This is a genomic window from Exiguobacterium sp. s124, assembly GCF_018617485.1.
Lineage (GTDB): Bacteria > Bacillota > Bacilli > Exiguobacteriales > Exiguobacteriaceae > Exiguobacterium > Exiguobacterium aestuarii.
The window spans coordinates 1,281,171-1,295,268 of the sequence record NZ_JACSKH010000001.1 but is presented as its reverse complement, the minus strand read 5'-3'; the positions used below and the strand labels follow the sequence as shown (position 1 = coordinate 1,295,268).

16 protein-coding genes and 1 other annotated feature are annotated in these 14,098 nt (G+C 43.5%); of the genes, 9 read left to right on the top strand and 7 right to left on the bottom strand.

Features of this window, described 5'->3' with window-relative positions; genetic code table 11:
* Window positions 1-25: 25 nt before the first annotated feature.
* The 3 genes from KNO85_RS06795 to KNO85_RS06785 are packed head-to-tail and all read left to right on the top strand — an operon-like array spanning window position 26 to window position 1,844.
* Complete coding sequence (locus tag KNO85_RS06795; RefSeq protein WP_214788192.1) at window positions 26-562, top strand: Rossmann-fold NAD(P)-binding domain-containing protein; 537 nt, start codon at window positions 26-28, stop codon at window positions 560-562.
* Entirely contained in the window at window positions 559-945 is a 387-nt protein-coding gene (locus KNO85_RS06790) for an NUDIX hydrolase (protein WP_214788190.1), read from the top strand. Before KNO85_RS06795 ends, KNO85_RS06790 begins: the two co-directional genes overlap by 4 nt.
* On the top strand, window positions 942-1,844 hold the full coding sequence (locus KNO85_RS06785) for an alpha/beta fold hydrolase (protein ID WP_214788188.1): 903 nt from the start codon (window positions 942-944) through the stop codon (window positions 1,842-1,844). Before KNO85_RS06790 ends, KNO85_RS06785 begins: the two co-directional genes overlap by 4 nt.
* Window positions 1,845-1,860: 16 nt before the next feature.
* Here KNO85_RS06785 and KNO85_RS06780 read toward each other — a convergent pair whose 3' ends face one another.
* Window positions 1,861-3,093 (bottom strand): MFS transporter, encoded by a 1,233-nt coding sequence (locus KNO85_RS06780; protein WP_312846139.1) that lies wholly within the window; start codon window positions 3,091-3,093, stop codon window positions 1,861-1,863.
* Between the two features lie 58 nt (window positions 3,094-3,151).
* Window positions 3,152-3,405, bottom strand: a binding site (T-box leader).
* A 101-nt stretch (window positions 3,406-3,506) separates the two neighbouring features.
* Here KNO85_RS06780 and KNO85_RS06775 point away from each other — a divergent pair.
* Window positions 3,507-5,159 (top strand): M3 family metallopeptidase, encoded by a 1,653-nt coding sequence (locus KNO85_RS06775; protein WP_214788184.1) that lies wholly within the window; start codon window positions 3,507-3,509, stop codon window positions 5,157-5,159.
* Window positions 5,160-5,182: 23 nt separating this feature from the next.
* Here the strand turns inward: KNO85_RS06775 and KNO85_RS06770 are convergent, their stop codons facing one another.
* Window positions 5,183-6,379 (bottom strand): MFS transporter, encoded by a 1,197-nt coding sequence (locus KNO85_RS06770; protein ID WP_214788181.1) that lies wholly within the window; start codon window positions 6,377-6,379, stop codon window positions 5,183-5,185.
* A 170-nt stretch (window positions 6,380-6,549) separates the two neighbouring features.
* Here KNO85_RS06770 and KNO85_RS06765 point away from each other — a divergent pair, with 170 nt between their 5' ends.
* Window positions 6,550-7,311: a helix-turn-helix domain-containing protein gene (locus tag KNO85_RS06765; RefSeq protein WP_214788178.1), complete on the top strand. Its 762-nt coding sequence runs from the start codon at window positions 6,550-6,552 to the stop codon at window positions 7,309-7,311.
* A gap of 16 nt (window positions 7,312-7,327) precedes the next feature.
* On the opposite strand, the gene KNO85_RS06760 is transcribed toward KNO85_RS06765, so the two are convergent.
* From KNO85_RS06760 to KNO85_RS06745, 4 genes are all read right to left on the bottom strand, one after another.
* Window positions 7,328-7,702, bottom strand: coding sequence for a nucleoside 2-deoxyribosyltransferase (locus tag KNO85_RS06760; RefSeq protein WP_214788175.1), 375 nt, complete (start codon window positions 7,700-7,702; stop codon window positions 7,328-7,330).
* A 287-nt stretch (window positions 7,703-7,989) separates the two neighbouring features.
* The gene (locus KNO85_RS06755; protein ID WP_214788172.1) at window positions 7,990-8,469 is read right to left on the bottom strand and encodes a helix-turn-helix transcriptional regulator; all 480 of its coding nucleotides are present in this window, start codon (window positions 8,467-8,469) and stop codon (window positions 7,990-7,992) included.
* A gap of 28 nt (window positions 8,470-8,497) precedes the next feature.
* A complete protein-coding gene (locus tag KNO85_RS06750) occupies window positions 8,498-8,794 on the bottom strand; it encodes a hypothetical protein (protein ID WP_214788170.1) in 297 nt (98 codons plus the stop codon).
* A 97-nt stretch (window positions 8,795-8,891) separates the two neighbouring features.
* On the bottom strand, window positions 8,892-10,100 hold the full coding sequence (locus tag KNO85_RS06745) for a cation:proton antiporter (protein WP_214788167.1): 1,209 nt from the start codon (window positions 10,098-10,100) through the stop codon (window positions 8,892-8,894).
* 119 nt (window positions 10,101-10,219) lie between these two features.
* Between KNO85_RS06745 and KNO85_RS06740 the strand changes: the two genes are divergently transcribed.
* The 3 genes from KNO85_RS06740 to KNO85_RS06730 all read left to right on the top strand — a co-directional run bounded on the left by KNO85_RS06740 (window position 10,220) and on the right by KNO85_RS06730 (window position 12,036).
* A complete protein-coding gene (locus tag KNO85_RS06740) occupies window positions 10,220-10,588 on the top strand; it encodes a PH domain-containing protein (protein WP_031423744.1) in 369 nt (122 codons plus the stop codon).
* 101 nt (window positions 10,589-10,689) lie between these two features.
* The gene (locus KNO85_RS06735) at window positions 10,690-11,370 is read left to right on the top strand and encodes a hypothetical protein (protein ID WP_214788164.1); all 681 of its coding nucleotides are present in this window, start codon (window positions 10,690-10,692) and stop codon (window positions 11,368-11,370) included.
* A 6-nt stretch (window positions 11,371-11,376) separates the two neighbouring features.
* On the top strand, window positions 11,377-12,036 hold the full coding sequence (locus tag KNO85_RS06730) for a hypothetical protein (protein ID WP_214788161.1): 660 nt from the start codon (window positions 11,377-11,379) through the stop codon (window positions 12,034-12,036).
* Between the two features lie 121 nt (window positions 12,037-12,157).
* On the opposite strand, the gene KNO85_RS06725 is transcribed toward KNO85_RS06730, so the two are convergent.
* Entirely contained in the window at window positions 12,158-12,877 is a 720-nt protein-coding gene (locus KNO85_RS06725) for a DUF5694 domain-containing protein (protein ID WP_214788158.1), read from the bottom strand.
* A 167-nt stretch (window positions 12,878-13,044) separates the two neighbouring features.
* Between KNO85_RS06725 and KNO85_RS06720 the strand changes: the two genes are divergently transcribed.
* Complete coding sequence (locus tag KNO85_RS06720) at window positions 13,045-14,025, top strand: Gfo/Idh/MocA family protein (RefSeq protein WP_214788155.1); 981 nt, start codon at window positions 13,045-13,047, stop codon at window positions 14,023-14,025.
* Window positions 14,026-14,098: the final 73 nt, after the last annotated feature.

Here is a 14,098-nt window from a genome sequence, read left to right as displayed (position 1 = left end):
TGTATAATGGAAATGAGGTGATGGCATGATTCAAAAGCATATTCTAATTGTTGGTGGTACCGGAATGTTGGCAGGCGTCACATCCTGTTTAGCGAGCGAACATCTCGTCACTGTCATCGGGCGAGATCAAGAAAAGATGGCAAAAGTCGTTCGACAAAACCCTGAAACGTGTCATCCGCTAGTTGTCGATTATCGTAACGAAGAGGACCTATCAAAAGGGCTTCAAGAATCAATCAAGCGACACGGACCATTTAAACAAGTCATCGCGTGGGTGCACAAGGACTCCGGGAAGGCAATGCAACTCATATTGAATCATTCTTTGCACGCAGATGTTCTACATATTTTAGGGAGTCAGACGAATCCTGAACATGAGAAGAAGGCTTTGAACATAAGCGAACATCAAACATACCGACAAGTTCAATTAGGTGCGAAGCAGGATGGTGATAACTTTCGCTGGTTGACGCATGACGAAATTGTGCACGGTGTGATTGATGCGATTGAGCACTCATTCGATTATCAATTACTTGGTCAACTTGTAAATAAGAGAGGTATGAATGGATGAAACAATGGATTGGATCAGCTGCTTTGTGCATTAACGAAAAAGGGGAAACTCTCCTCGTAAAGAACCGCGATGTTCAACGATGGAGTTTGCCATCAGGTGGTCTAGAAGACGGAGAAACTCTGGAACAGTGTTGTCAGCGCGAAGTGTTAGAAGAAACGGGTTATCGCATTTCTGTTAATCAACGACTACACATCAAACAAGCTATCATGTCAAACTATCAAGTCGAGACACATTATTTCTTGGCAAAGTGTGAAGAGCGGGTCGAGACCGCTAGGATTGATTCGGATATCGAGGAAGTCAATTGGTGGTCGCTTCAAGAGTTAGAACGATTAGACCATGCGTTTCCAGAGGATCTCGAATTGATTCGAAGGTGGCTTAAATGAATAGAATGATTGAAGTCAATGAGTATGATGTTGAATATCGTTTATTCGGTTCTGGGGAACGCCTGATCGTGGTCATGACAGGTATGGGAGGTTCATTCGAAGAGTGGGTTTCTCTTTCCGAGCAATTAAGTGAGTCGTATCAAGTATTACTTTATCATCGCCCCGGTTATGGTGAGAGTGAGATGAACGATTATTCGAGTCGAATATCATCTCACATTTTGGAATGTACTGAATTATTGAATACCCTTCAGCTACATCAACCGATTCTAGTAGTCGGTCATTCTTACGGTGGTTTGTGCGCGCAACACATGGCCAAAGTTTTTCCGAATAGAGTCGGAGGCGTCGTACTCGTCGATTCCACTTCCCATGATTTTTCTATATTAGACGACATAGAAACCCCGGTGATGGACGGTCAATATTCAGATGACGATTGGCGAACGATGTGCCATTCCTATGCAATCCTTTCAAAAGAAGAACTAGTGAAAGTTCATCAGCCAGAACTTTCACTTGAGCAACAAGGCTTATCATCAGATGCACGTGCACGTCTTAAACGATTTTATCAATCTCCTCAATTGTATAAAACGATGTTGGAAGAAGAATCGTTCTGGCGTGACGATGCCGCGATCATCAAACAAATGGGCACATTTTCATCGATTCCGTTAATTGTCATCGGCAGAGACCATGAAGCGATGATTCAGGAAGGGATAAATGGAGGGGTGCCTGAGTCAGAAATTCGCTTACTAGAGGAAACATGGCATGAACTCATCCATCAACAATTGAGTTTATCGAATCAATCTGAACTCATCATCGCGGAAAATGCAGGACACCAAATTCACTTACAACGACCAGACATTATCATCGAGGCTATACATCGAATCGAACGAGCCAGTCGCATTTAAACGACCGATCTATGAATTAAGAAGCTTCTTCAATTGAATCGTGAGTGAAATACTCCCGTTTCGAACGGTCACGAATGACGTACAACGTGAAACAACCGATTAAGAAGAAAACAATTGAGAATGCGAGATAGACCGGACGAATCCCGACCAATTCGGCAAGGAGTCCGATCCCGAATGTGAGAACGATGACGAGTAGCGACTCTGCCACACTGATGACACCCGAGAACCGACCCATGATTTCGACCGGGACATGGTGTTGATAGAATGACAAAAAACCGGTATTGGCAAAGGCAAGCGCGAACGTCAGAATGAAAAATCCGATGGAAGCCATCGTGAACGAGGATGAACCTGCGAATAGGAGATAGCCGACTGGTGTCATGATGCCCCCGAATCCGATACAAAACGATAAAGAAAGACGGTGACTCCATCTTGAATTGATGAGTGACCCAACGATAATCCCAATTCCAGCGATACTGACGAGAAACCCATATCGGCTCTCAGACAAGTGTAGGACTTGGGTCGCGAATGACGCTTCCAACGAGTCAAGTCCAGACATGAAGATCGTCGTGACGCAGAATAATCCATAAATGAGCGTCACATATCTGGCATTCGAAGCGAATCGGATGACGACCTTCCAATCTTCCATAATCATTCGAACAGAGAATGGTTCAACAGACGCATCTGTTCGAAGATGAGACGGAAGGAGCAGCAGCATGCCTACCGAGACGATGAGTGCGAAGGCGTTCACAAAAATCGCAAATGACGGGCTCCCGACTAGAAAGAGTAGTCCCGCAATCGTCGGACCTAAAATAAAACCGGATGACTGCACAAAATTTTTCATCGCATTGAACTTTTGTCGGTTCGAGGCAGGTACGAGTTGCGTCATGTAGACCAGGCTCGATGATTCGAACAATGAACTCATCAAATTCAGGATGAAGACGACTCCATAGATGAGCCACAAAGAATCGATCCAGCCTAAGCTGAATACGAGACATGCGCGCAGGACATCTAGCAACATCATCAATCGTCTCGTATCGACCCGATCAATCAGGCTACCTGACCATAGGTTCGCTGTGATTGAAGCGAGCGGGACTAGTACATAGAGAATCGAGACGGCGAATGGAGACCCCGTCATCTCGAGGACGATCAGGTTGAGCGCGATAAAGTATACCCAGGCACCGAGATTTGAGATTCCGACACTGACGAGCAGCAGCGTAGAGGTTTTTCGAAACGAGTTCAAGTCAATCACTCCTTGTGTTTTTAATCACTTTCGCAACGCAAAAAAATCCCACCCCCAAGAACGAAGTCTTGGGGACGAGATTCTCATCGTGGTGCCACCCCTGTTCGTCCGCACGTCACCGTACGAACCTTGTTCGGTACTGCCGAACGAGTCGGACTATACCTCAACTCTATAACGGGAGTGCCCGTCGCCATATCCCTCGAGATGAGTTCCATAGCGCTGCTCGGAGTCTTGTTTCGATCCATCCTCTTTACCCCTTTTCACCGGACGGGGCTCTCTACGAAAGATTCATGGATGTACTCTTCTCTTCATCGCGTTTGTCAGATCATTTTTGTAAGAATAGCATATTGTGAAAATATTGGAAACAAAAATTTCAGTTATAACCATAATATAGAAAGTTAACTAAGAATCGAGGTGCAGTGTTGATCAACTTTAAAGAAATAAAAGAGACGAACCAAGTACTTGCGACTGTTCATAAAATTGATTCCAATGAGTTAGATGGCTTCATGTCGAAACATTCAGCATTGATTGGGAAATATGATGAATACGTCACGAAGAGCTATATTGACGTTCAGCGACACAGCGATTGCGAAGAAGCCAATCAAAGACAACATCATGTTCATACCGTTATAAAACCTGCACTCAATGAGCTGAAAAGACATGTTTCACGAATTACCTTACAGTCTATAGAGGATGAGCATCATGTCACTCGCCTCATGCGAAATCGGATGAATCTTTATCATGAAGAGAATGTTGAATTATTGATTGAAGAGGATCAACTCATACAGAGATATTTGCAAACAATCGGTCAATTGACTGACCCGACAGATGATTCTAAGTCGATTGCGGGACTTCAAGGAGACCTATACGATGCTGACGAATCCATCCGTAAACAGGCTTTTACGAATATGTACAAAGCGTATGTCTCAAAAGAAGATGACATCACTAAATGCTTGAAAAGTCTTATTCAAAATCGGGAACAGCAGGCGCGACGATTAAATAATAATGGTTACCGTGAACTAGCCTTCATGAAGCTAGGACGTTTAGATTATGACGCCGAGGATTGTTTGCAGTTTGCGAATCAAGTGAGTAAACATTTTGAGCCACTTCGCCGCTCGTTCCAGCAGCTACAAACAAAGAAATTGAAGAAATCGAAACTTTCGCCATGGGATTCATTGATATCTCCTTTTTCGGATCATCACGATTTATCCGTTTCGCCGGATGATTTAATCGTTGGAACGGAACGAATCTTGAATGAACTCGATCCTTACTTTGGAAAACTGTTTTTTGACATGCGTGCGAAGGGCCATCTCGATCTATCCCCACGACCGAATAAAGCAGAAGGTGGATTTTGTGAATCTTTACCCGACTCAAAATCATCTTTCATTTTTATGAACAGTTTCGGTGGATTTGATGACTTCATTGTTTTATTACATGAAATGGGTCACGCCATCCACCATGATTTCTCACAGCAACACCTATTTTTCGAAGCGCAGATTATTTCGTTTGAAGTCGGCGAATTCGTAGCCATGTCACTAGAGCTATTTTCGATGAACCATTGGGCAAAACTTTTTTCAGATGAACGATCGTTAATTCAAGCTAAACTAGAACAGTTTCGATTGATGATCGAATTTTTACCAAGTGTTTTCATCGTGGATCAGTTTCAACATAATCTATATGATGCAGAAAAGAACATGGATCCATTTAATGAAATCTTCGAACGCTTAGTCGATCAATATGAGACTGATTTGATTGATTGGAACGATGTGAGTGATTTAAAAGGAAAACAATGGATGCGCGTGATTCATCTTTTTGAAACACCTTTCTATTACATAGAATATGCGCTTGCTCAGATTGCCGCACTTCGCATGTATATGCAGTATAGGCAACATCCAGACGACACTCTGAACAAATATAAAAACGCATTAGCATTAGGTGGTACTGCTTCGATCCCTGAAACGTATCATGTGGCCGGCGTATCCTTGTTTCCATCTGAGGAAGAATTGGTCGAGTTGACTGAGTTCTTAAAAGCTGAGATCGAACAGCTTATGACGCAACTGAATGAAATCGATTGATTCAAGGATGATTGTTCATATTCTTAGGAGGCTTGTTTTTCGATTGTAGATGGTAATTTATTCAGTTGTTTAAAAATGGAACGATAGAAGAGGATTGCCAATACACCAAAGCAAATATAAGTGACGGCTATCCATCCGGGTGAAACGACATCATAGGCCGAGACGCTGATTGCACCAATGAGAAGCGCACCTCTGTATCGGAGACCGTTCACGGCCAAGTATTGACTGCGAAGGTGGTCTTCTACGATTCGGGCAAGCATGGCTTGATGGATGGGGACATATAGCAGTTCTCCGAACGTGAAACAAGCCGTACCGAGCACTAAGATCGAAAAGCTATTGGAAATTGGCAACATAGCGAATCCGAGACTGAACAACGTGACACCTGTGTAAAGTAGGGCACGTTCAGAGAGTGATTTGGTCCAACGCATCAAAACAAGACCGAGCAGTAACACGAGAATCGTATTTTCCGCTCGAAGTAATCCGAGGATTTTCGTCCCATCTAGTGAGAAATGGAGTAACGGGACAACTTGTAACGTCTCAGCGAACTGAATCGCGAGATAATGCGTAAGCTGCAACTCTAACGACAACGTCAAAATACCTGCGATAAGGTATTTCAAAAAAAGTCGGTTCTTTATGACCGTCTCATATCCGGTCCACATACGAGTGGTCTTCCGTGATTTTGTTCGTACAGGTTGATAGTGGTCTTCGAGTTTCAAGTAAATGAAGAAGACACATCCGAATGAGAGGGTGGCTGCCGATACTAACAGTGAGAATAGGTGTTTTTCGAAGAAAAAGCCTCCGATTAGGCTACCCATTACGATGGACCCGTTCATGAGCCAGTAACTGAGCGTATATAAATATTTCCGCTGCTCAGGTCGGCTATCGTCGATCAAGATGGTTTCGTTTGCTGGCGTGATGGCACTACTCAGAAGATTACTTAAAAAGAAGAAGATAAATAATAAAATGGCACTGCCGACAACATGAGAACTTGCGATTGCCATTCCGATATAACACACAAATCGTAACATTTCTCCGATGAAGAGAACTCGCTTTCTTCCATATCGATCGGACAGAAGACCACCATAGAGGCTCGTGATGAATGAGGCAATCATCGTCATGACGATGAGCGGTCCGGTTTCAGTTGCACCGAACTGTCGAACAAAATAAATCGTCAAAAAAGGAAATATAGCGGTTTGTGTCAGCTTTTGAAAAAAGTTCAAGCCAAGTCTTACTTTTAGGTTGGGATGAAGCGATTGAAACATGTGAAATCACCATCTTTTCATAAGGTCAGTGAAGTGGCCACTTGACTGTTATGAATAGTATGCGTGATTTGAAGTGAATCATCGTGCAGTATGTTGCTCGATTTTGGTGCAATAATTTGGAGGGATATATGGAACAATTATTTACACTGCCTGACATCACCATTCGCTACATGTCGTCTAATGAGGATTGGACGACTGAGAGAGAAGAGAGCTTAGAAGACATCGTCTGGGTGCTCGTATTAGAAGGGAAAATCGGAATTGGGGTGGATGCGTTCGAATATCGTCTTCAAGACAGCGAATCGATTGTGATTCAACCGAATCAGTCATTTCGACTGTTCGCTGATTCGACTGAAACGACTTACGTGAGCTTTCGGTTCGCAGCGAGCCGCTTGAACGGGTTTGAAAACAAGTTGAATCCAACGTCTCCTCCCGTGGCGGTCATGTCGACAAGAAAGTTGTTAGGGGAGTGGTCAAGTCGATGGTTTTTAGGGATTGATTCAACAGTTGATGTCATGACATTCATTCAACATCATCTAAGCGATTCGATTGTGGATGAAAACATATTTGCACCGGTCTTGCGTGTCATTCATGATTCTTATCATACGGAGCTTCGCATTGAAGAATTGAGTCGAATCGTCCATCAAAGCAAATATCAGTTCATACGGAGCTTTCGAGAGCGAATCGGTCAGACGCCGTATCAATACATCACGAGACAACGTCTGATTCATGCGAAGTCGCTCCTTCGCTATTCGGACCTTACGTTACTCGCAATCAGCCAGGAAGTCGGATTCAACAGTCCGGCTCAGCTGAACAAGCATTTCGCGGAATGGGTAGGTTGCACCCCGGCTCGATTCCGTGAGAATAAAGGGCATCATCTCAAACGTGATTAGAGACCTTCAATTGACCTTAGATTTGGTGGGGGAGGTCGTGGAACGGTCCCCCCAAGCGTTGTACCGCATCGACGTGATAGAACGTACTTGTCTCCTCCATATTCATCATCTGATCGCCTAAATCGTATAAGAAAACAGCTTTATTCATCCCGATGGCAATTCCGAGCTCTACATGTGCACCCTTTCCTCCAGGCAAGAGGATGACGACGAAGTCTGCTGTTTGAATTCCAGTAACTTCTTCTTCGCCAATCATACGTAACGCATCGATTGAAGCGGCACGTTCGTTTTGGGTCCAATCGTATGTATGGGCGTGACCGAACGCAGTTAGCTGATCACGGATGAACCGTACGTCTTCGATATTCGCAAAACTTGAACCGACATAAAATCTCATAGGAAAACCTCCAATTCGCTATAAGTGATTCATCTGGTAAAGCGCTACGACATAAAACATGGTGATCAACAGACAACAGAGTACAAGGAAAAAAAATCACGCTAATCAGGATGAATTTCATCAAAGAAAGTGGAACGTATGATTGAATCAAGCGCGTGATTGATAAAGACGAGAGGACGAGTAAAATGATTGTACCAACGAACCAAATGTAGTCAAACGCGATGTTTGGGATCAGCCAAAAGTAGACGATTGTTATGACGATTAGACTGAAAGCCATCACCAAATCTTTATGCTTTCGTGTCATCTGACACCTCACGATGAAGTTCCAACTTCAACCGCACTTGTTCGGCATCTTCTGCATCAAACGTGCTATACCATCTCACATGATTGAGATCGATGACGCGGTAATGTCCGCTGATGATGTTCTGTTGAAGAATGAAGTGGGGACCCTCTGTAATCGCATGCCAAAAGACACGTCCGCCGAGCGTTTTTTCTTTCGGCTCGTATGTGTTCTCGGTTGCAATCAGCTTGACGAACTCGACCGGGTCGTCACCGATTAGATGTATGAGAACCTCACTCTCATTGAATAGTGCACATAATGTCACAACCGTCGACCAACTCGCTTCATTCCGCTCCTTCTCGATTTGAATGAGCGTTTTTTTAGATATACCAAGTAAATTGGCCATCTCTTCTTGTGAATGCTGGGATTCGATTCGAATCAGCTTGATCTTTCGAGAAACTTGTCCGAGAAATTCGGATTTTTGCATATGGGTTCTTCCTTCCTATTCGTAGAACTCAAAGTGACGCCGAGCTAATGAAAATCAGTAACCATGAGATACCGAGAAACACGATGAATAAGAGTAGGCAGACAATGATGTAGCAACAAATGTATTGCCAATATGTGAGTCGTTTTGATTGATAGAAGTGGTATGTAAAACTGAACGTCGCAATGCCGATGACTAAGAAAGCGACGAGATCCCAGATGATTCCGACTTTTAAGAACGATGGAGTAAGGTACGATGCAACAAGAGCAAGTACAACCGTCACAATTCCAGTAGAAATGGCAGCGGATGGCGTTGTCACGTTTTCCAAAATAGACACCTCCTAATATATAACAAGTGTAATTTTACACTAAAAGTAGACAAAGTCAATTTTCAATTCGTAAAAAAGCCCTTCTCAAGGAAGGACTCTATCTATCGTCATGCTTGTTCGTTAAATATGTCGTCAGTGGATAGACACCGATGCTTTGCAAAACAAGGGAGAGTAGAATGACGGCGAATGCGAGGGAAATCATCTCGTTCGACCCGTCGATATTCTCTGCTTCTAGCCAGAGGACGAGGGCAATCGACATCGTCCCTTTGATTCCGGACCAAGTAAGGAGAGAAGTCGCCGTTAAATCATCTTTAAATTCCTTACGCCAGACGGGGACCGAATAGACGAGGCCGCCGACGACGATGAATCGGGTCACGATTGAAAGTAGGAACAAAAGAACGGCGAACGTCCAGAGTGATACAGACAGATAGCTGGTCGCTTCGATTCCAATCAATAAGAATAAGAGCGCAAGCAACATCGGAATGACAATGTCCCAAAAGCCATCCAAATGACGTTGAACCGTTTCACAATCTTCCTTCGTTCCGAGTTCATGTGATAGCATCATGCCGGCCGTCACCGTCGCGAGGACCCCAGACACTTCTAGCGCATCGGCGAGATAGAAGGCACCATATGCAGTCACGATGGTCAACATGACGAGCTCATGCTTCTTAAAACTGACGATCATCAATTTCTTAAGTAGAAATCCAAAAATGAAGCCGATGCCGATTCCTCCGGCGGACACCATCAAAAATTCGGTCAAAAAGTTGAGCGTGGAGAACCGTTCTCCTGTCGCGAACATACTGAGAAAGATCGTGAAGATGACGACACTCGTTCCATCGTTCACCATCGATTCGCCTTCGACGACGTCAGCAATCCGTTTTTCACCTTTACTCCGTTTCAAGATGGCCGTCACGGAAACGGGATCGGTCGGAATCAAGATGGACGCTAATAAAAAGGAAGCGGTCAACGTGAGCGGGGTAAACAACTCGCTGATCCAAAACGTACCATATCCCATCAAGATGGCAGTCAAGACAAGACCGACCGTACTCAATATGGTGATGATCCCGATATTGTCCTTCAAATCCTTATATTTGAACTGGTAAGCCGATGTAAAGAGAAGTGCTGGCAGGAACACCTCGAAAATCATATCTTTTGAGATGAACACCGAATCAAAAAAAGCGATATACGAGAGACCAATCCCGATTAAAACCAAAATGACCGGGACAGGAAAGTAATTTCTTTTGGAATCAATCAAATAAATAAAATAGCCAATCAGTAGTAATGTGATCACCTGTTGCGCGATCATAACGACGTCCTCCTCCACAATCAACATGCTATACAGTATCTTCCCATTCAAGGTCTAATCAAACGAGAATTGTGGAATATAAGAGATAGTACATTTAATTTATTCAGGGAGGAATCAACATGGGAAACCCGATTGGAGATTTATCTTGGACGTTTTATTCGGAGTGTGAGGTGCCGAGTGATATCACGGAGTCATTTATCGATGGGGAGCGGGCGGTCGCGGCTTATAAGACAGTGCGTGACGTCGCTGTCTTTACGAACAAACGACTGATTGTCCGTGACGCACAAGGGTTGACGGGTAAGAAAATTGAAGTCTACTCCCTTCCGTACGATTCGATCAATATGTACTCGACCGAAAACGCGGGCCGCATGTTCGACTTGAATTCGGAAGTCCAGCTGTTCACTCGCGCCGGAACGATTAAAATCAATTTGAATAAAAAAGTGGATGTGCGCAAGTTTGACCGATTGCTCGCAGAAGCGATTCTTTAATGTGTTGGACCGAGAAATCTTTCGGTCCTTTCGTTTGGATTTTTCTGACAATCCATAATCTTGCATGATACGATAGTACATAATGTGTGACGGAGGTTACGATGCGATTTACAATCCGACTATTGATGGTCATGTTAGGTAGTTTGATGTTGGTGACTGGATTCATCTATCTGGCCCGACTGTTTTGGGAATGGTTTCATGACCCGACAAAAGGTGGGATCGTGCTTCTCTTGTCTGGAGAGGACGGAACCAGCAGTGGTGCTTATGGAGGGAAGTTTCGTCTGAAAGAAGATGAGGACTTTCAAATCTTGAATCATGTCTTTTTAGACTATACGTTCGGAACAGGTGGAACGGTAACAGAGTCGGGAAATTCATTCTGGTTATGGTTCCTTATAGGAGGTTTGATTGTCTTCCTGATTTTGATGCTCAGCATGATCCGGAAAAGAAAGCGTGTCGCCTCGACTGTTGATTTCTCGAGTGACGCCGTAAAACGAAGAGTGCGAACGGCCAAAGCAAAAGCATTTGTGGAATCTAAAGAGATTCAATGGACCGATAGCGCGATTCGGAATGCGCTCATCCAGTTCAATCTGGATTTACCGGTTTCATTAAAACACCAATCGAATGAGACGGTGTTGGATTGGTTCAAGCGGATTGGTGTGGAAGAGGTGGACCTCTCTCCTTATTGGAAATCGAGATATGTGGATGTAGTGGTGAGTGATGAAGATACACGTCGGTTTCAAGAGGCGTTACAGTTCATGCGATTGGAAGACGGAAGGGAATGAGTATGTATGAATCAACAAAGAGAATTAGTTGATTTTGATATTCAAGAGCTAATGGGAACCGCTAATTTGGTACAATCCGATCATCGTTTCTACATCGAATGGAACGACTCCGTCATACCTTTCAATCATTATAAACACGTTTCGGGTATTCGAATCATCGACGAGAATCACTTGTTCATCTGGGCGTTTACGTTAGAAGGGGAACCAATCAATGCGTGGGTGGTGGATACGCGTGGCCATATCAAACATTCCTTTCATGCAGGAAATGTGATTGCAGCGGTAGCGATGAATGATACCGGAATCTGGGTCGGGTACGGGGACGAAGGTATCTTTGGAAAAGGAATCTCCACCCATGCACTCGTCTGTTTCTCAAAAGAGGGGTCCGTACGTTTTCGCTATAATCAAGGGGTTAGAAAGGCTCCGGTCCTTCATGATTGTGACGTGATGTGTGCGTCAGAGAAGGGAGTGTGGGTCATTTCTTCAATCGACGGTCGTCTCGTTCATGCCCATGCGAACGGACGGATTTACTCCTATCCGATGCCACGTCATCTTCTTGACTGCTCGTCGTTGACAATTGAAGACGGTGTTGCCCTTGTCATGAAAGAAGAGCAGGTGTATCGCTGGCCATTTAAGGATAGAAAGCGTGCCGAGATAGTCGAAAGTTAATAAAGATAAGACGCAGATTAAATGAAAAATCCATAGAATCTCTTCTTTTATTGAGCAATAGTGAACTAAATCACAAAGTCAATCTTCAAAAACTTTAGTTAAATTATTTCACATACCTCATTTACAATAAATATTTGTTTAAATCATGTACAGAATATAATCCACTCTCATTCAGAAATTGTTTTAAGAGATGAATATGTCCTAAACCATAAAGCACAAAAATGCGCTCATTTGACTCCCTTAGTGACATCAATTCTTTAAAAATCATTAAATTACGAAAATACCAGTAGTGTGATACCCATCTAGTACCAGACATTTCAAGAGATGCAATCTCTAAATAGGCACGATGCATAGTAAGTGCAACTGTAGGGTGATTGATTTCTTTATAATAGTCAGAAATTGTACTATTCTTAAATGTTTTTTCTATATGGTTCATGACTTCTTGTTGAGATGATAATATTTGATCCATTGCATGTTGCTGTTCTTGAATTATGGTTGCTAAGCTATATCCTTCTTCCTCATTCCAATCGATTGGATATACGCAATCTAGATTAGATTGTTGTGCAAGTCGATATGCAATTTGTTCGCGTTCGTTAGCGGTTGCTAATTCCGGCTGCTGAATGATACGTTGAAATTTCTCATTTATGTATACTTTCTTTGAAGTATTCATTTCTACACATACTTTAGTGGGTTTAAATTTTACTAATTGATTCACGAATTGTTTAATTTCTAACTGACGATCTTCGCTCAACACATCTGCCATGTCCGGCATAAATAAATCACCATTGTTTGGCATGTTTAGATGTGTCGTACCAACGAGCAATATATCTGTTTTATTCATAGCAATTCTCCTAATCAATTTGATGTATAGTGTTAACTACGTTTATACTTCTTCTAGGTTTCATATTTTATAACGTGATTAAAAAAACAGACCAAGGTTGCTCATGTATCCCCGGTTCACACTAGTTAGAAGCTTGATAAAACTCTACAAGGAAATGAGGAATTCACATGATCCGTTTTGGTATCATCGGAACAAACTTCATCACAGACTGGTTCATCGACACAATCAATCAGTTGGATGACGTAGAAGTGACAGCGCTCTACTCGCGCACAGAATCACGCGCTAAAGAATACGCTGAACTTCATTCCATCGTACATACGTTCACGTCACTTGAAGAGATGGCACAAAGTGATGTCATCGATGCCATCTATATTGCGAGCCCGAACTCACTTCACGCCGAACAGAGTATCTTGTTCATGCAGCATGGCAAGCACGTCTTATGTGAAAAGCCGCTCGCTTCGAACGTCCAGGAAGTCACTCGTATGGTTGAAGTGGCGAAGGAGAACCAAGTCGTCTTACTTGAGGCGCTGCGAAACCTGTTCATGCCGAATCTTGGACGGATTCAACAGGCGATGGAACGAATCGCTCCGGTGCGTCGTGCTGTCTTCAATAAATCACAATATTCTTCACGGTACGACTTATATAAGAATGGGGAGAACCCGAACACGTTCAACCCTGATTTTTCGAACGGTTCATTGATGGATCTCGGTGTCTATCTTCTAGGGCCCGCTTTAAAATTGTTCGGTCAACCGAATGACGTTCAGGCGAGTGGTGTCAAACTGGAATCGGGAGTAGACGGGAGCGGAACGGTCATTCTCTCTTATGACGATCTGGATGTGATTATCATGCACTCAAAAATCCATGCGACATCGACTCCTTCTGAGATCATCGGAGAGAAGGGACGCATTGTCATCGACGATATTGCGACATGTGATGAAATCCGTCTAGAGTTACGGGATGGCACGTCAGCGATTATTTCAGAAGTGCAGAACGCTCCGATGTTATATGAAATCGAAGCATTTGTCCGTGCAATCGAAGCTAGGGTTTCGGAGACAATTGTACATTCAGCAAATGACATGATTCGTCTTGCTGAAGTGATGACGAACGTTCGAACACAACTTGGCGTGGTCTTTCCAGCAGACAAATAAATACCAACTTAAAACGGTCCTCGATGTCATGTGCGCATCGAGGACCGTTTCCGTTATTCTTTGTTCAAATAGA